This is a genomic window from Kangiella taiwanensis, from assembly GCF_020005165.1.
Classification (GTDB): Bacteria; Pseudomonadota; Gammaproteobacteria; order Enterobacterales; family Kangiellaceae; genus Kangiella; species Kangiella taiwanensis.
In genome coordinates this window covers 1,153,754-1,171,527 of sequence record NZ_JAHCLT010000001.1, presented here as the reverse complement: position 1 = coordinate 1,171,527, position 17,774 = coordinate 1,153,754, and the positions used below count along the sequence as shown (strand labels likewise).

Below are 17,774 nucleotides of genomic sequence, written 5' to 3'. Positions count from 1 at the left end.
CACTTCACACTTTCTAAAAGATGCATTGCATTTACCACTTAACTCCGCTAGCATCACGACTGTCAGATTTTTTTACACCCATTGCATCGCTAAATATTTACGATGGATTTTCTGACTCTATTCCATGTTAACTCAGTACAAATCAAAATCTTGTGAATGTTTGTTTTAATTAGGAAAAAATAAACACTTTTCTACTTATTACTGCTTAAGTATATCCCAATGAAAACATCTCAAATAGCTCACGCATGCACAATTAACAATGTTTTATAATTGAGAACTAAGTAACAACAATAGCGTTAACCGTATCTCAAAATATCTTAATTGCCACTTATGTAGTCACCATTATTGACTGTTTTTCAGACAAAATCGAGCTTGTGTCAAATAATTATACAGTTTTTAATGCAAATATGAGAATAGTTCTATCCATATCTACACAAGATTTATCTCAAAGCTTACCAGTATTATAGTTAGGTTGGCAATAAAGCTATGAAAAATAAAGAGATCCGGTCCAGGAAAAAGTCTCTATTTTCCGAGTCGCGAATATTACTGTAATTGCTCAAAAAAGCAACAAAAATATATTCTTTGAGTAAAATAAATACTTTTATAAATTCTTAACTTGTTGATTAAAAAGAGAATTAAACCAAAAAGAGGCCCGACCAGACAGGTTGAGAACAACAAAAACGCTGTGAACAAAGGAAGGTTGGTATGATATGACTGGTCGGAGCGAGAGGATTTGAACCTCCGACCCCTTGCACCCCATGCAAGTGCGCTACCAAGCTGCGCCACGCTCCGATAAAGATAGTCATATGGAAAACGGCGTCATACTACCGCTTTCCATATAAATTACAATAATAAAATTGGAGTTTTAGAATATAAGTTAAATCGAAAGGAATCGTTTGATTTTTTCTAGCTCTTCTATGATGTCATCAATCTGAGCTTTTTCTACTGGAGAGTCAGGATCACCGCCCTCTTCTAGGCATTGACGAGCTCCACCAATGGTGTAGCCATGTTCGTAGAGTAGAGAGCGAATCTGACGCACAATTAACACGTCTTCACGTTGATAGTAACGGCGATTACCCCGTCGAACAGGATCAAGCTGATCGAACTCTTGCTCCCAATAACGCAGTACGTGCGGCTTAACCGCACATAAATCACTCACTTCACCTATCGTAAAGTAACGCTTGCCTGGAATTGCTGGTAATTCGTTATTATTGCTCGGTTCCAACATAGTCGGCTACTTTCCCTCTAAGTTTTTGCCCAGGTTTAAACGTGACTACTCGTCGCGCACTGATCGGAACTTCTTCACCCGTTTTAGGGTTGCGACCAGGGCGCTGCGCTTTATCACGTAGCTCAAAATTACCGAAGCCAGAGAGCTTGACATTATACCCCTGCTCTAAGGAATCGCGGATCTGCTCAAAAAAAGCTTCTACAATTTCTTTTGACTCACGTTTATTCAAGCCTAGCTCTTCATACAAACGTTCTGCCATGTCCGCTTTTGTTAGTGCCATAATCAATCTCCGCTATCTCACTTGTAGACTGTGCTTTTAAGGGTTAGTTTCTGAGAACTGCTTGATACTCTTCTGCTAGCCCAGCAACCACTTTATCTACAACAGAATTAATTTCCGCATCCTCTAAGGTTTTCTCTGGATGACGTAAGGTCATACCCAAAGCAACACTTTTCTTTCCTTGCTCAAGATGCTCACCTTTGTATATATCAAAAATAAAGGCATCTGTCAGTAAATTCCCACCAATTTTTACAATAAAATCAATTAATTCCCCACCTTTTACGGTTTCATCAACAATCACCGCAAGATCGCGTCGAATGGATGGGAACTTCATCAATGGTGCGAATTCTGGTAAATCACGCTCAGATAGTGCCTCTAAATCGATCTCATAGACAAACGTATCTAAGTCCAAATCAACCGTCTGTTGAATTTGTGGATGCAGTTTACCGATATAACCAACTGTCTTACCCTCGAGGATAATATCTGCTGATTGACCTGGATGCAGAATTTCTTTAGCAGAAGGTACAAAGTCAAAGCGGCGCTTGGTGGAATTAAGCAATGCTTCAATATCGCCCTTCACATCATAGAAGTCGACTTTTCTAGCATCACCATCCCAAGACTCAACATAACGACGTCCTGCGACCAAACCCGCAAGCGTAGGAATTTGCTCTAACTCGCCCGAAGCTGTTTCAAAACGTAAGCCCATCTCGAAGAAGCGAATACGCGATTGCTGACGGTTGATATTAAACTGTGCTGCTTGAACCAAGCCCGGCAACAAATTGGTGCGCATGACACCCATTTCACTCGAAATCGGGTTCATCAATGGCAATGGCTTCATATTTGGCTCTAAAACAGCTTGTAGCTTAGGCTCTACGAAACTGTACGTAATAGCTTCTTGGTAGCCACGCGTGACTAAGACATCACGCAATAAGTCCTTAAACACTCGACTTTCGTTCTGCATGAACATCGCCATTTCGCCCTGAGGCTTACGAATTGGCAAGTTGTTGTAGCCATAAACGCGAACCAACTCTTCGATTAAGCTTTCTTCGTTATCGATATCAAAACGGAAGCTTGGAACCGAAACGTCCCAGCCTTGATCATTAGCGGTTAGGCCTAAACCAAGACGCGTCAATATATCTTCAACCTGTGCATCATCGAATGCCACACCGACAACACGCTCAATACGCTCACGACGCAAAGTTAAATGGCGCTTCTCTGGCATTGCTGACTTATCAACCGCTTCAATAATTGCGCCAGGCTGACCACCAACGATCTCAAGCAGCAATTCAGTTGCTCGCTCCATCGCTGTACGCTGCAGTTCGTAATCCACACCGCGTTCATAACGATGAGAGGCATCGGTATGCAAGCCATACTGACGTGCTTTGCCCGCTACTGAAATCGCGTCGAAGTACGCGCTTTCTAAGAAAATATCTTTTGTTTCTGAATTAACGCCTGAATGCTCCCCCCCCATCACGCCCGCAATCGCTAGAGGCTTTGAGTTATCGGCAATCATTAAGGTATCTTCCGTCAACTCGACTTCTTGGCCATCGAGAAGTGTTAACTTTTCGTCTTTTTTAGCCATGCGCACATCAATCGCACCATCAATCTTGGCTAGATCAAACGCATGCATCGGGTGGCCCATTTCCAGTAATACGTAGTTCGTCACGTCTACTACCGGGTCAATCGAACGCACACCAGAACGCTCAATACGCTGCACCATCCACTGCGGAGTCTGTGCTTCTGGATTAATACCTTTTATCACACGCCCTAAGTAGCGTGGACATGCTTGTGGTGCACTTAACTTTACATCCAGCTTATCACTCACTTCACTAGCAACCGCTTTTGGCTCCACGAAGCGAACATCTTGCTGTGTTAAAACACCCACTTCACGTGCAATACCGCGAATACCTAAACAATCACCACGGTTTGGCGTCAGATCAACATCAATAACATGATCATCAAGGTTAAAGAATTCTTTTAAATCCTTCCCTAAAGGCGCATCCAGCGGCAGCTCAACGATACCATCGCTGCCTTCACCAATATTCAGCTCAGTCTCAGAGCACAGCATTCCGAAAGAATGCACACCACGTAGTTTGGCTTTCTTAATTTTGAAATCACCAGGAAGGACAGCACCAATCATCGCGACCGCGACTTTAATGCCCTTACGCGCATTCGGAGCTCCACAGATAATTTGTAACTCTTCGTCGCTTGCATCGCCCACATTGATGGTACAAACCTGTAATTTGTCCGCATCAGGGTGCTGCTCTGCGGCAACGATCTCCCCGACAACTACGCCAGAAAAACTATCACCTAAATACTCAAAACCATCGACTTCCAATCCTGCCATGGTTAATTTATCGACTAACTCTTGAGTGGAAATTTCAGGGTTTACCCACTCACGTAACCACTGTTCACTAAATTTCATCGTTATCCACCCACTAGTTGAATTGCTTAAGGAAGTTCAGGTCATTCTCGAAGAACAACCTCAAGTCATTCACGCCATAGCGCAACATCGTTAAACGCTCAACGCCCATACCAAAAGCAAAACCAGTATACTTTTCGCTATCAACACCAACCGACTCAAGCACTTTCGGGTGAACCATGCCGCAACCAAGAATTTCTAACCAACCGGTATGGCTACAAACACGACACCCTTTACCGCTACACATAACGCACTCAATATCGACTTCAGCCGATGGCTCAGTGAACGGGAAGTAAGACGGACGGAAACGTACACCTAAGTCTTTTTCAAAGAAGTGAGTCACAAACTCATACAGAACGCCTTTCAGATCAACAAAAGTGGTACTTTCATCGATCAGAAGGCCCTCAACCTGATGGAACATTGGTGTGTGCGTTAAATCCGAATCGCAACGATAAACACGACCCGGCGCGATAATGCGATACGGTGGCTCAGCATTTTCCATCACACGCACCTGTACAGGCGACGTATGAGTTCTTAATAAGCGTCCGGCATCAAAATAGAAGGTATCATGCATCGCACGTGCAGGGTGATGCTCAGGGATATTCAGCGCTGTGAAGTTATGGAAATCATCTTCCACTTCTGGACCTTCAGCAACTGAAAAACCCATTTGCCCAAAGTACGACTCAATACGTCTTAATGTGCGGTTCACAGGGTGTACACCGCCCGACTCTGAGTTACGACCACTCAAAGTCACATCAATTGTTTCACCCGCTAACTTAGCGTTAATTTCAGCTGTTTTGATAGCATTCTGCTTAGCTTCGATAATGCCAAACACTTCTTTCTTAGCTTCATTCACCTTAGCGCCAAACTTTGGCTTTTCTTCAGGTGGTAACGTTGCCATCTGCTTCATTTGCGCAGTGATTAATCCTTTCTTACCCACGAAGCGAGCTTTAACTTGCTCCAGCTCAGGTAATGACTCAACAGCACTGATTTCTTGTTCAGCCTGTTGGATAATTTCTTGTAAATCAGCCATGATATTTGCTCATAGTTTGTCGTATTGTATTCGTCGTATCACTTTCTTAATAAAAGACTCTTAAAAAGAGGCTCAATATCAGTCTGCGTATTCTGCGTTCTACCTATAAAACTGCATAAAAAAAGGAAGAGCATTTCTGCCCTTCCTTTTAAGACTTTAATCGTTTGCTACCTTGATCGTATTAACAATAACCGTAAAAACAACGTTGGTAACAAATGCTATTCTTTAACTTACTATCAAACTAAAGAACAGAGTGCTTAGATTAAGCGTCTAGGGCAGATTTAGCTTGCTCTGCAAAAGCAGCAAAAGCTACTTTATCAAAAACTGCCAATTCTGCTAGCATCTTACGATCAACTTCAATGTTTGATTTTTTCAAACCATTGATAAAACGGCTATAAGACAAACCGTGTGTACGCGCTTCGGCATTAATACGTGCAATCCATAATGAACGGAATTGACGCTTGCGTTGGCGACGGTCACGATATGCATATTGACCCGCTTTAATTACAGCTTGTTTAGCTACACGATAAACACGACTACGTGCACCGTAATAACCTTTAGCCTGCTTTAAAACTTTCTTGTGACGTGCGTGAGCTGTCACGCCGCGTTTTACTCTTGCCATCTCTTAAATCCTCACCAATTAACCGTTAGGAAGCATACGATCGATTTGCTTTGTATCCGCGGCATCAACTAGCTTGCCGTGGCGCAAATGACGCTTACGCTTAGTGGATTTCTTGGTCAAGATGTGACGCAAGTGTGATTGTTTGTGCTTATAACGACCCGAAGCAGTCTTTTTGAAACGCTTCGAAGCACCGCGGTCAGTCTTCATCTTTGGCATAGTAATATACTCGCATTGATTACTGTCATGGCCACTGCTTGAGCAATATAAAATCATAATGCCGGCAGTCGTCTGGAGCTCATGATGAGTTACTAAAAACGGATAATTCAGCCGTGAAGCCGATTTATCCAACCTTTTGAAGCACATTAAGCGCCTTGCGGACTTTTGTTCGACTTAAACCTTTAGCCTAGACCAAGAGACTTAAGTCAAACGCTCAACTACTTCTTCTTGTTGGGGGCAACCACCATCGTCATTTGACGACCTTCCATTGATGGACGTTGCTCAACTGAACCGTACTCTTCCAGGTCTTTTTCGACACGCTTCAACAACTCCATTCCGAGTTCTTGGTGCGCCATCTCACGACCACGGAAGCGGACAGTGATCTTCGTCTTGTCCCCATCTTCCAAGAAACGTATAAGGTTGCGTAGTTTTACCTTATAGTCTCCAATATCCGTCCCTGGGCGAAACTTGATTTCTTTGACTTGGGTAACTTTCTGTTTTTTCTTAGCAGCCGCTTTCGCTTTCTTCTGCTCAAACAAGTATTTACCAAAGTCCATAATCTTACAGACAGGCGGCTTAGCGTCAGGCGAAACTTCTACTAAATCTAGCGAAGCCTCTTGAGCTTGTGCCAATGCATCTCTTGTATCAACCACACCAACGTTTTCACCGTCAGCTTGGATTAAGCGAACCTCTTTGGCTCGAATATCTTCATTTATGCGCTGTCTATCGTCGCGCTTTTGACCTTTTTTAATGTGTCTAATCCTCTAATTGGTTAAAATCAAGTCGAATTATTCAGCCACTGCCTCTTCTTTTCTTGCTCGCTTAGCCACTTCAGCTTCAAGCAACTCGGCAAAGGCGTCAATGCTCATACTGCCAAGATCCTCACCCTCGCGAGTTCTAACAGCGACATGACCATTTTCAACTTCACGGTCTCCGACTACAAGTAAGAACGGAACACGTGCTAATGTCTGCTCGCGAATTTTAAATCCGATCTTCTCATTTCTCAAGTCTGAATTTACCCTAAATCCCTTATTTTTCAAGGAATCGACCGTTTTTTGGCAAAAATCGGCCTGTTTGTCGGTAATATTCATGATTACGGCTTGAGTTGGCGCCAACCAAGCCGGGAATTTTCCAGCGTATTCTTCGATTAAAATACCGATAAAACGCTCCAAAGATCCCAAAATTGCGCGGTGAAGCATCACCGGAACTTCTCTTTCACCGCTTTCTGCGACAAATTCTGCGCCTAAACGACCCGGCATCGAAAAGTCAACTTGGATAGTACCGCACTGCCAATGACGCTCTAAACAGTCTTTCAATGTGAACTCAAGCTTCGGACCATAGAAAGCACCTTCGCCCGGCTGGTATTCAAATTCGATATTATTCGCTTTCAGGGCATCTGCTAAAGCGGCCTCTGCTTTATCCCAAACTTCATCCGAGCCTACGCGCTGCTCAGGGCGAGTCGATAACTTAACGATAACGTCAGTAAAGCCGAAATCACGGTACACGTCATACAACATCTCGATAAACTTCGAGACCTCTTCTTGAATCTGATCTTCAGTACAGAAGATGTGCGCATCATCTTGCACAAAATTACGCAGGCGCATAATGCCATGCAAAGCGCCAGATGGCTCGTTACGGTGGCAAGAGCCAAATTCCGCCATACGTAACGGCAAATCACGGTAGCTCTTCAAGCCTGAATTATAAATCTGCACATGACACGGGCAGTTCATCGGCTTAATCGCGTAATCACGCTGATCAGACTCCAACGTGAACATGTCGTCGCCAAACTTATCCCAGTGGCCTGACTTTTCCCACAAGCTTCGATCGACAATTTGTGGCGTCTTCACTTCTTGGTAATTGTGTTCTTTCAAGCGATCACGAATGTACTGCTCAAGGGTTTTATAAATTGACCAGCCTTTGTCGTGCCAGAAAATCATGCCCGGCGCTTCTTCCTGCAAGTGGAACAAGTCCAAAGCCTTACCGATCTTACGGTGATCGCGCTTTTCCGCTTCCTCAAGACGTCTTAAGTAAGCTTTTAATTCTTTCTTGTTAGTCCACGCCGTGCCATAAATACGCTGCAACATCTCGTTATTCGAGTCACCGCGCCAATAAGCACCAGCGACTTTCATCAATTTGAAGGCTTTTAATTTTGAGGTGCTAGGAACGTGTGGCCCACGGCATAAGTCGATAAAGTCGCCTTGGCGGTATAAGGATAACGCCTCATTGCTTGGAATCGACTCGATAATTTCTGCTTTGTACTCTTCACCCATGTTACGGAAGAAAGCCACCGCTTCGTCACGCTCCATTTCCGTACGCTCGACCTGAAGGTTTTCTTTCGAGATTTTCTCCATCTCTTTCTCGATGGCACGAAGATCGTCTTCGGTAAACGGCTTCTCCGTTGCAAAGTCATAATAAAAACCATGGTCAATCACTGGACCAATAGTGACTTGAACGTTGTCGAAAAGGCGTTGAACCGCTTGTGCTAACAAGTGTGCAGTCGAGTGGCGGATGATTTCTAAGCCGTCCTCATCACGCTCAGTGATAATCGCCAAATCCGCGTCAGAGTCCATGACATAACTGGTATCAACGAGTTTTCCGTTCACTTTTCCAGCTAAAGCAGCTTTGGCTAAACCAGGGCCAATATCATTCGCTACGTCGTGTACAGAAACGGCTTTATCAAACTCGCGTTGACTTCCATCAGGTAAAGTAATTACAGGCATTGCAAATCTCTCTGTTCGAATATAAGCCCTACGAATGGCCTATTATTCAATGAATGATTAAATGAATTCGTATTTTATCGCCAAAACCCGCTCTACCCAACGGTATTTCAGGGGTTTTGACAAAAATTTAAGACAAGTGGTCGATTATGGTGGAATTAGTGAAATATGCAAGGGATCACAGCAAAAAATCTTGCTTTTAGAGGCCCTTGCGGTAACTTTGGATATTATTAGCAAATTTGAAAGGAACTACCATGTCTGCTATCACCTTAAACTCTCAATGTCTTTGCCAGAAAGTTCGCATTCAAGTCGCCGAAGCAAAGCCTCATGTCGATTCATGTCATTGCTCCATGTGCCGTAAGTGGTCAGGCGGTCCTTTGCTCGCCATCGATTGTGGCAGCAACGTCAAGTTTGAGGGAGAAGACAACATCAAAATCTTCGACTCATCAGAATGGGCTGAACGTGGTTTTTGCTCAAACTGCGGTACCCACCTCTTCTACCGACTCAAACAAACCAATCAATACATCATGCCAGCGGGGCTGTTCGATAGCCTTGATACTAGCGATAGCGTTGAGTTCACCACGCAAATCTTTATCGACGAAAAGCCTCGCTACTACGACTTCGCCAATCAAACCAAAATGATGACTGGTGAGGAAGTGTTTGCAGCGTTTGCTGGAGACACCTAACCTAATTCTCTTTTAGCTCAGCTAGGATCCAGTTTAAAGGCCTGTCCTGACCATTAATATAATCATCAATTGATATAGGAATGGTCATGTCTGGGTACAACGCATCGTTAATACCCTCTTTAAAGTGATAAAGGCGCTTCGAGTAGGTCACAACAAGGTTTGAATTAGGTAGCGTAAACTGGCCCATATCTTGATAACCAGATGGCTTAGCGCCTGTCGGTTCGCCTACCAGCTTAGCATTCAGTATCTGCATGTATTGGGCAGCATTACTCATCGCGGCAGAAAAAGTCTCATTATCAATTAACACATAAACGCCTGACTTCCAGTCTATGCTATCTGCTAATACTAAATATTGGGCTAACTTGAGTCCTATAAAGAAGTCACCGCCGTAGTTCTCTCGCAAATCAATGATCAGACTGTTAGATTGGTTATCGTTAATAAATGCTAATAACTCATCTGCCAAAGACTCCATTTCTGACATGGATGGATAGCGCCTGAACTTAAAGTAAATAGCCCTGCCACCAAGAGCTGAACCAAACCAAACGTTGTCACTCACCTTTTCAACAAGTTCGATGCTAGCCGTATCACGAAAGTTTAAGTTTTGAGTAAACTGATAGGATTGATTGGATATTAACGAAGTTTTCACCGTTTGCTCTTTAGCTTCAAAAACGAATTCGGCTCTATCCGGGCTATCGATAAAACCCAAACCAAATAAAACCTCAGCTCTATTCAAGTAATAACCTGTATTGGCTCTAGTGGAGTATGGATTTTCAACAAAAGGGACGACATGACCAAGTGCCTGAATAACATCACTGGATGTATGGTCACCAATGGAAACCAACCTAGCTCCCAGCAACTCTGCTTGGTCTTCGGTGGCGCCAGTAACATAGATCTGACTCTGAATCACTTTAAAGCTAAGCGGAAACTTTTTGAGCGGTTGGTTCCAAAGCGGTACTGAAGTATGCCCATCGTTAATCGTTCGTGTGATTCTCATCAACTCAACGATCACTTGGCTCCGGGACATGGAGGGTAAGCGCTCTCTTAATCCACGAAGCTGCTGTCTAAAGTCTTTAGCAGGTACTGAATGAAATATGTCGATGTGTCGGTGAGAAAGCTTATCTTCATAGACCTGTAGGTCATCCTTCCATTGCTTTACTTCTCTTGAATCAAGAGAGTCAGAGTCACAAGAAAGCACACAAAGAATGGTAGCCAATAACAGTCTTATCAAGAGGTCATCCTTTTCAATTTCGTTACTCCAAAGTGGGTAGTTTAAGCCAATGAGAATATAGCAGAGGCACTAAACCTTGTCTAAGTCCTTATGCTTAGTGCCCTCTCCTGGCGTAATAAACAGCGCCTTTGTTGGAGTATTTGTTTTTGCTGTATGCCATGTATTTTTCGGCACGACGACGTATTCACCTTGCTTCTTTAACTCAACCTGCTTGTGCTCACCATCAATATCAAGAACGAAGGTGATCTCACCAGACAATAATACAACAATTTCGTCGCCTTTCGGATGAACCTCCCACGAGCTCCAATCGTCATTAAATTCATACAATGAAACGAGCTGATGACCTTTAAATTGATTAAAATTCTCATCCAGTTGCTGATACATCGTCGGGCTGACATCAATCGTTTCAACACTTTGGTCAGGCTTAATGATGCTAAAAGTATTGCCTAAGTCATATTTCATTCTGACTCCTCTAACGAATAATTCTATTTCTCATAGTGTTCACTTCCAAAGCTGAAGTCAATTGTGCGTCACTGCACGATTCACGTAACCGTTATCAAACCGTCATTAAATTGTGCGCTGAGTGTCATTAAAACTGTTTTAACTATTACCTCCTCTTTACGCATCAAAAACTCAACATTCATGGGGGTACTATGAAATCATTTTTATATTTTCTAACACTATCAGTAACACTGCTATTTGCTTCCGACGCAACCGCTAATCGACCAGACATCAAAGTTATGGCGTACAATATTCAGCAATTACCCAGCATTGCTGGTGACTGGGATCAACAACAACGCGCCGCTCACTTGCCGGGAGCAATTCGTGCGTTAGAAGAACAACCTGATGTCATTATATTTAGTGAAGTGATTAACGATTATGCCGACAATGCGATTAATGACCTAGGTGATGTCTATCCATATCGCACGCCAATATTAGGACAAGTGTGCTCAGGAGGTGACTGGGATTCGATTCAAGGTGACTGCTCAAATGCTTTTACCGTAGTCAGAGGCGGCGTAGTTATCGCTAGTAAGCACCCTATCACCCAGCAACACGCCTACGTTTTCCATAGCTCACTATTCGGCAGCGCTGACTATCAAGCGAACAAAGGTGCTGTGTACGCTGAAATTGATATTAATGGCAACCGCTTTCACTTAGTCGGTACGCACTTACAAGCGACGCACGATGAGTCTGCGGATCAGGAACACATGATTCGAATGAACCAGTTGGATGAAATTAATGACTGGCTTGAGCAATTCACTATTAGCACCTCAGAACCATTAATTTTTGGTGGCGATTTCAACGTGGATTTTAATCAGACGGTTCAAGTTAATGACATGCTACAACACGCTGAAGCAAACTTGTGGTATCAGTTTGATGGTATCGGCTCTTACCCAGAAGATAACTGGATGGCGCGCTCATCAAATTATCATTACGGTTACGACATGTGCTACAACGACACGCTGGATTACGTCATGACGCACAAGGCTCACCTGCAACCAACGCAGCCAGCCGAACAAACGGTTTTGCCGCTTAAAGCGACACAAGCTTGGTATTGGTCCTATTTATACGGCAGATGGCCTTTATGTAGTGGCACTTATTATCACAATGGCTACACGCGCGACTTATCCGATCACTACCCTGTTCAAGCCACTTTTAGTTATTAACGAGCACCATTAAAAAAGGGTACTCACCAGTACCCTTTTACAGTTCTAATACAACAGCGTATCAGTTTGGAAGGTATAAACCACATTCAATAATGTGCTCATAGTACTCTGCTTGGCGATGAAAGTTATTTCCCGCAGATGATAAGTTCGGAGCTGTGCATCCTCCATGCTCAGTACCTCGGTCTGTTGTTTGCGTTTTATGATGTGAAATTTCATGCACTAAGATAGAAGCTCTCTCAAGCTGATTAGTTTTTGAGAAGTACTGATCACACATTTTGACTTTTCGGCCTGTAAACATGGTATGAGCGTTAGCATTCGCACACATATTCTTGTTTGCCTTACATACGTATGTTCTTGGGCGATCCATGGCAGTTTGAATTTTCTCAAGTTTACGGCGAACGACCTCCATTTTCTTACGAAGCTTTGCATCCATGGTGGTATTCGTTCTCAATAAGTTCTCAACTTGGGCTAACACAATATCCACGCGCTGCTCTGCGACATCATAATCGGCTAGAATAGTATTCCGCTCGTTAACAGAACATTTTTTCACTTTGAACCGGTCTTTCTTGCCAGTACAAAACATAGTTTTTCGCTCTTTCCATATATTTCCTTTCTTACGACACTTCGCTAATGTCTCTCCCGGATTATTCTTACAAGCTTTCCTAAGATTACGTCCAGCTATCGTTTGAGGGCTTCCGCACTGTCCTTTAAAGATGACCACCTTGTTATCATCTGACTCTGCCTCAGCACATTGCATTCGCTTCTTTTCTTCACCATTACGACACTTCACCAGTAAGTCACCAAAGAAGTCACCAGACTTACACGCTTTTTTTAGGTTCTTGAAACCAGTTGCCGAACCAGAACAACTATTTTCATAGACACCAACTTTATTGCCATCCGCATTGCAAATCCGTCGATCTTTCTGTTTGCCTTTACGGTTACAGGTGACGATAGTTTGTCCAGGAAAATCACCCGATTTACAAGCCTTTCTAGCAGTCCGATACCCAGTATCGGTACCACTACAGCTATTAACATGGGCAGATCTTGCCTTTGATTGGTTAGGTAATAATGAAATGAATAGTAGAGATAGAAATATCCCTGATAACTTATAAATGCTCATCCTGAGCCTCCTTGATTGTAGATAACTAATAGTCCTTTAAGTGCTGATTACTTTTTAATCAGCACTTCTAAACTACCACAGAATAGCGCGAAGGCCAAATCAGCAGCGAACTCTAAAAGTCGCTTCTGACAACCAAGTCTACATCATCACCCGTTACAGACACCACAAACTCAATCGGCCGACAACACACCTGACAGTCCTCAATATACTCTTGATGTGGTACTGAGTTATCAATTAAGACCGTAATAACTTCACCACAATAAGGGCAGGAAATGTCTTTTTCGATCTGCTGTAGCATATCACCACTAACCTAAAACTAAGCGAATCAAGAAGCCAATAGTACCGAGAACTAACACGCCCCCTAACCACAGTCCAACAAACCAGAGTCCTTTTTTCCACCCTGGTTTGTCGTCAGCCTCTGGTTTATCCACCTGCTTATCGCTTTTATCATCAACCATTAATGATACGCCTCGCCTTCTTTAACTTTGCCTCTAAACACCCAGTAAGCATACGTGGTGTAAGCTAAAATAATCGGCAACAGGAATGCAGAGCCTACCAGTAGGAACTTCAAACTTGAGTCTGGCGCTGCAGCATCCCAGATACTGACCGACGGCGGTACCAGGTTCGGGAATAGACTGATCGCTAGGCCAATATAGCTCAGCAGGAATAATGATATGGACAGCAGAAATGGGCTAACGTCGCGCTTTCTTTTAAGCGTAATAAACAAACTAACGCCGACAAGAAACACCAACACCGGCACTACAAATAAGTAATAAATATTCGGTGCATCAAACCAGCGATGTAAGTACTGTTGCTCGATGAAGACCATCCACAAACTGATCAAACCGATGAAACCAAAGGTCGCGATGCCTGCTATTTTGGCGATGCCACGAGACTGTTTTTGCAAACTCCCTGTCGTTTTCATATTGAGCCAAGTCGAGCCTAGCAACACATAGCCCACGACCAGCGCAACACCCGTAGTGATACTGAATGGCGTCAACCAATCCCACCAGCCGCCAGCATAAGCTCGGTCTTCTACGGTAATGCCCTGTACCAGAGCTCCAAGCGCAATGCCTTGGCATAAGGCTGCGACAAGCGATCCTATCGCAAAGCCTTTATCCCACAAGTGTTGCGACTTACGTGCGCGCCAGTGAAACTCAAACGCCACGCCACGGAATATCAGGCCTAACAGCATCAAGATAATCGGCATATAGAGTGCCGGAAGAATAATGGCGTAGGCTAATGGGAAAACAGCGTACAAGCCACCGCCGCCAAGCACCAACCAGGTTTCATTACCGTCCCAAATTGGCGCAATGGTATTCATCGCGGTTTCTTTGTCTTCCTTCTTCTTAATGAAAGGAAACATGATGCCAATACCGAGGTCAAAGCCGTCGAGGATAATGTAAGCGAGTACTGCAAAGGCAATCAGCCCCGCCCAAATCAATGCAAAATCGATCATGATTTATCCTCCTCACTGTGCTTAGCGTCGCTCGACTCATGTGGTAAACGGTTGGATAAAGTGACGGATGACTTCACTTTGCTTTCCTCGTCCGCCAACTCTCCACGCTCACCAGGACGTACTTTCATCAAGCGCAGCGTATAAACAATACCAGCACCAAACACCAGTATGTAAACTACTACAAAAATAGCGAGTGATGCCGCGACCGCCGGTGCATCGAGTGGCGAGTGTGAGTCATACGTTCTAAGCAAGCCATAGACGGTATACGGCTGACGTCCAACTTCGGTTACAATCCAACCAGCAATGGTTGCGACCACACCCGATGGCGCAAACCACACCGCTGTTCTCAGTAAAAAACGATTATCGTAGAGCTTGTTTCGCCAGCGTAAAAACAGGCTAAACAAACCAATAGCGATCATGCCCATACCAATCGCCACCATCAAACGGAAGCTGTAGAACACCCACTTGGTATTAGGACGATCTTCTTTAGCAAACTGATCAAGCCCGACTAATTCACCATCCATGTCGTGCGTCAGAATAAAACTCGCCATCTTTGGAATTTCAATCGCGTAGTCGACACGCTCTTCTTCGTCATTCGGGATACCAAACAAAATCAACGGCGCGCCTTTTTGCGTTTGATAATTACCTTCCATCGCAGCAACTTTAGCTGGCTGATGTTCGAGCGTATTCAAACCATGCAAGTCACCAATAAACAACTGGATTGGTGCGACAATCGCTGCCATCCACATCGCCATGGAAAACATCAGTCGAGCAGTCTCGTTCTTGACCTTTTCTTTGCGCTCTTTTAATAGATGCCAAGCAGCCACACCACCCACTAAAAACGCTGTGCTTAAGAAAGCAGCCGTCACCATATGTGCTAAGCGATAAGGAAACGACGGGTTAAAGACCACCTCAAACCAATCTTCAGCAATAAACTGCCCTACCTCGTTATATGCATAGCCTGTAGGTGTTTGCATCCAACTGTTTACGCTTAAAATCCAGAACGCCGACATCAAGGTTCCGATAGAAACCATTAAGGTTGAGAAAAAGTGAAGCTTCTTGCCCACTTTATCCATACCAAACAACATCACGCCTAAGAAACCCGCTTCCAAGAAAAAGGCTGAGAGAACTTCATAGCCCATTAAGGGGCCTAAAATCGGGCCAGTTTTATCGGAGAACACACTCCAGTTGGTGCCGATCTGGTAACTCATCACCACGCCAGAAACGACTCCCATACCGAAAATGATGGAGAAGATTTTTAACCAGTATTTAAAGGCAGTAAGATAAATTTTCTTATTGGTTTTAAGCCAAAGGGCTTCAAGAACAGCAAGATAAGCAGCGAGACCAATGGACAGGCCAGGAAAGACAATATGAAACGCAATTGTAAACGCAAACTGTATCCTCGCGAGGAGTACAGGATCGAGGAACTCCATCGATTACCTCCTTAATCACAGGCGACTCTAAGTTATAAAGCGCTGCTCAGGAACGTCACAGCTACTGAATAACGAAGCATTAAGAGTTCATGACAAAACCATTACAAATGGTGTGTCTTTATACTAGCGTGGTCGGGCCTTTTATCAAGGAATATTCGCAGGATATTTAGTATGGGAAGGGGGACTTTTGATTAGTTTTTGTAATCAATTACTTTTATCATGGGTTAGGCCAAAGCCCAACCCATGACTTGTCATTAATTAGCTTGATCAGCTTCTTGGATCATACGAACCAGTTCAGATTGATTCTCTAGAACTAATTGCTCTCCTAGCTTCATACCCTGCTCCATTAACTTTGTCGTTAAAAGGGCAACTTTCTGGCCAGTCTGAGTTGAATAAAAGTCATTAATGTCTTCTATTTCTTCTTGCGTAAAGTTTTGCGCATACAACATAGCAAAACGCCCTTTAACATCTTCCCAACGGACGTATTGGTCATAAAAATCAAGAAAAGTCTGTCTGTAACGGGCCATGTTAGGATTGATTTTCAGCTGAGCATCAATAGCTGTTTCTAATGAATTTGAAAATTGTTCACCCATCTTCATGGTACTTAGCAAATTTAATGCTGCATCTTTATGACTTTGTGAAATATTGTCAGAAGCGCTGACTGCGCCAAAAAAACCCAACAAAAACAAACCAACAAATAACTTTTTCATCATATTTCCTTTTCGTTATTACAATAATTTAGCTTCCGAACCACTGCTTAAAGCCGTCGCTGTTCAAATAGCCACGCAAACCAATTAAATAAATTACCACAAATAAAGAGCCAAAGAACGCTAAAACGCCCCATAGCGATAAAAAGTCTTTGGTCAGCACCATAGTGGTTAACGCTTGCAGCAGCGCAATGGTATAAATCAACGCCCTCAACATGCCCCAAGCTTTGCGCATTTTGCTAAGTAGTACGATTTGACAAAACGTCAAGGTTCCCAGCAATGACCAAGTGGCGAAGGCGATTAGGATCTCGGCACCGGTTTCGGTGTACATATTAAATATTGCCCACGCAGCAACGGCGATGATGACAAGGTTAATCAATAAAACATTTTTTACGCCTTTTGGCATACCAGCTTTGCTTACTGTTTGTTCTTCGCTCATGGTCTTCTCTTTATTCACTATTAATACAACGTGTTTAATCTGTTAAGTGTTATGGCGATCTTCTAACAGTTCAATCTTATAGCCATCAGGATCTTCAACGAAAGCCAAAACTGTGGTGCCATGTTTCATCGGGCCAGGTTCACGAACAATCGTACCACCTGCCTCACGAATCTTCTCACACGCAGCATAGACATCATCCACCGCAATGGCGATATGACCAAATCCTTCGCCCTTCTCGTAACTGTCCGTATCCCAGTTATGGGTCAGTTCCAGCACCGTATTGTCCTTTTCAGGGCCATAACCTAGAAACGCCAATGTAAAGCGTCCCGACTCATAATCGTGTTTACGAATCAGTTCCATTCCCATGATATCGCGATAAAATTGAATGGACTTGTCTAAATCACCAACACGAAGCATGGTATGTAATAGTCTCATGAGTTCTCCTGATAGATTTTTTAGGATACGGATTTAGTTACAGCCTCTTACAGTTACAGGGTTTAGTTACTGTAGCGACTTGCGT

20 protein-coding genes and 1 tRNA gene are annotated in these 17,774 nt (G+C 43.6%); 2 read left to right on the top strand and 19 right to left on the bottom strand.

Translation table 11 applies throughout. The features are described 5' to 3' along the window. Positions 1–715: 715 nt before the first annotated feature. The 9 genes from KFK88_RS05530 to thrS all read right to left on the bottom strand — a co-directional run bounded on the left by KFK88_RS05530 (position 716) and on the right by thrS (position 8,518). Positions 716–792: transfer RNA gene (locus KFK88_RS05530), tRNA-Pro, on the bottom strand. Positions 793–877: 85 nt separating this feature from the next. Next, entirely contained in the window at positions 878–1,228 is a 351-nt protein-coding gene (locus KFK88_RS05525; RefSeq protein ID WP_223577646.1) for a MerR family transcriptional regulator, read from the bottom strand. Further along, positions 1,209–1,508, bottom strand: coding sequence for an integration host factor subunit alpha (locus tag KFK88_RS05520; RefSeq protein ID WP_046560878.1), 300 nt, complete (start codon positions 1,506–1,508; stop codon positions 1,209–1,211). The genes KFK88_RS05525 and KFK88_RS05520 overlap by 20 nt, the downstream gene beginning before the upstream one ends. Positions 1,509–1,551: 43 nt before the next feature. Further along, positions 1,552–3,930, bottom strand: a complete 2,379-nt coding sequence (gene pheT, locus KFK88_RS05515; protein WP_223577645.1) for a phenylalanine--tRNA ligase subunit beta — start codon at positions 3,928–3,930, stop codon at positions 1,552–1,554. Between the two features lie 13 nt (positions 3,931–3,943). Further along, positions 3,944–4,960, bottom strand: a complete 1,017-nt coding sequence (gene pheS / locus KFK88_RS05510) for a phenylalanine--tRNA ligase subunit alpha (RefSeq protein ID WP_263296343.1) — start codon at positions 4,958–4,960, stop codon at positions 3,944–3,946. Positions 4,961–5,222: 262 nt separating this feature from the next. Next, positions 5,223–5,582, bottom strand: coding sequence for a 50S ribosomal protein L20 (gene rplT, locus KFK88_RS05505; protein WP_046560875.1), 360 nt, complete (start codon positions 5,580–5,582; stop codon positions 5,223–5,225). Between the two features lie 18 nt (positions 5,583–5,600). After that, positions 5,601–5,798, bottom strand: coding sequence for a 50S ribosomal protein L35 (rpmI, locus tag KFK88_RS05500; protein WP_046560874.1), 198 nt, complete (start codon positions 5,796–5,798; stop codon positions 5,601–5,603). 218 nt (positions 5,799–6,016) lie between these two features. Continuing rightward, positions 6,017–6,550, bottom strand: a complete 534-nt coding sequence (infC, locus tag KFK88_RS05495; RefSeq protein WP_223577675.1) for a translation initiation factor IF-3 — start codon at positions 6,548–6,550, stop codon at positions 6,017–6,019. 36 nt (positions 6,551–6,586) lie between these two features. Continuing rightward, positions 6,587–8,518: a threonine--tRNA ligase gene (thrS, locus tag KFK88_RS05490; RefSeq protein WP_223577644.1), complete on the bottom strand. Its 1,932-nt coding sequence runs from the start codon at positions 8,516–8,518 to the stop codon at positions 6,587–6,589. Between the two features lie 251 nt (positions 8,519–8,769). Between thrS and KFK88_RS05485 the strand changes: the two genes are divergently transcribed. Further along, on the top strand, positions 8,770–9,201 hold the full coding sequence (locus tag KFK88_RS05485) for a GFA family protein (RefSeq protein ID WP_223577643.1): 432 nt from the start codon (positions 8,770–8,772) through the stop codon (positions 9,199–9,201). Position 9,202: 1 nt separating this feature from the next. Here KFK88_RS05485 and KFK88_RS05480 read toward each other — a convergent pair whose 3' ends face one another. Continuing rightward, positions 9,203–10,429, bottom strand: a complete 1,227-nt coding sequence (locus tag KFK88_RS05480; protein ID WP_223577642.1) for a S41 family peptidase — start codon at positions 10,427–10,429, stop codon at positions 9,203–9,205. A 69-nt stretch (positions 10,430–10,498) separates the two neighbouring features. Continuing rightward, positions 10,499–10,891 (bottom strand): cupin domain-containing protein, encoded by a 393-nt coding sequence (locus KFK88_RS05475; RefSeq protein ID WP_223577641.1) that lies wholly within the window; start codon positions 10,889–10,891, stop codon positions 10,499–10,501. A 191-nt stretch (positions 10,892–11,082) separates the two neighbouring features. Here KFK88_RS05475 and KFK88_RS05470 point away from each other — a divergent pair, with 191 nt between their 5' ends. After that, a complete protein-coding gene (locus tag KFK88_RS05470; RefSeq protein WP_223577640.1) occupies positions 11,083–12,096 on the top strand; it encodes a sphingomyelin phosphodiesterase in 1,014 nt (337 codons plus the stop codon). Between the two features lie 61 nt (positions 12,097–12,157). On the opposite strand, the gene KFK88_RS05465 is transcribed toward KFK88_RS05470, so the two are convergent. The 8 genes from KFK88_RS05465 to gloA all read right to left on the bottom strand — a co-directional run bounded on the left by KFK88_RS05465 (position 12,158) and on the right by gloA (position 17,689). Next, positions 12,158–13,216 (bottom strand): M35 family metallo-endopeptidase, encoded by a 1,059-nt coding sequence (locus KFK88_RS05465; protein WP_223577639.1) that lies wholly within the window; start codon positions 13,214–13,216, stop codon positions 12,158–12,160. A gap of 112 nt (positions 13,217–13,328) precedes the next feature. Continuing rightward, positions 13,329–13,514, bottom strand: coding sequence for a CPXCG motif-containing cysteine-rich protein (locus KFK88_RS05460; protein WP_223577638.1), 186 nt, complete (start codon positions 13,512–13,514; stop codon positions 13,329–13,331). A 7-nt stretch (positions 13,515–13,521) separates the two neighbouring features. Beyond that, on the bottom strand, positions 13,522–13,674 hold the full coding sequence (locus KFK88_RS05455; RefSeq protein WP_223577637.1) for a DUF2474 domain-containing protein: 153 nt from the start codon (positions 13,672–13,674) through the stop codon (positions 13,522–13,524). Further along, positions 13,674–14,678: a cytochrome d ubiquinol oxidase subunit II gene (cydB, locus tag KFK88_RS05450; RefSeq protein WP_345251988.1), complete on the bottom strand. Its 1,005-nt coding sequence runs from the start codon at positions 14,676–14,678 to the stop codon at positions 13,674–13,676. The genes KFK88_RS05455 and cydB overlap by 1 nt, the downstream gene beginning before the upstream one ends. Further along, positions 14,672–16,108 (bottom strand): cytochrome ubiquinol oxidase subunit I, encoded by a 1,437-nt coding sequence (locus tag KFK88_RS05445; protein ID WP_223577635.1) that lies wholly within the window; start codon positions 16,106–16,108, stop codon positions 14,672–14,674. The genes cydB and KFK88_RS05445 overlap by 7 nt, the downstream gene beginning before the upstream one ends. A gap of 254 nt (positions 16,109–16,362) precedes the next feature. Further along, positions 16,363–16,818, bottom strand: a complete 456-nt coding sequence (locus KFK88_RS05440; protein WP_223577634.1) for a DUF2059 domain-containing protein — start codon at positions 16,816–16,818, stop codon at positions 16,363–16,365. 28 nt (positions 16,819–16,846) lie between these two features. Then, complete coding sequence (locus KFK88_RS05435) at positions 16,847–17,254, bottom strand: hypothetical protein (RefSeq protein ID WP_223577633.1); 408 nt, start codon at positions 17,252–17,254, stop codon at positions 16,847–16,849. Between the two features lie 42 nt (positions 17,255–17,296). After that, the gene (gene gloA / locus KFK88_RS05430) at positions 17,297–17,689 is read right to left on the bottom strand and encodes a lactoylglutathione lyase (protein WP_223577632.1); all 393 of its coding nucleotides are present in this window, start codon (positions 17,687–17,689) and stop codon (positions 17,297–17,299) included. Between the last annotated feature and the right edge of the window lie 85 nt (positions 17,690–17,774).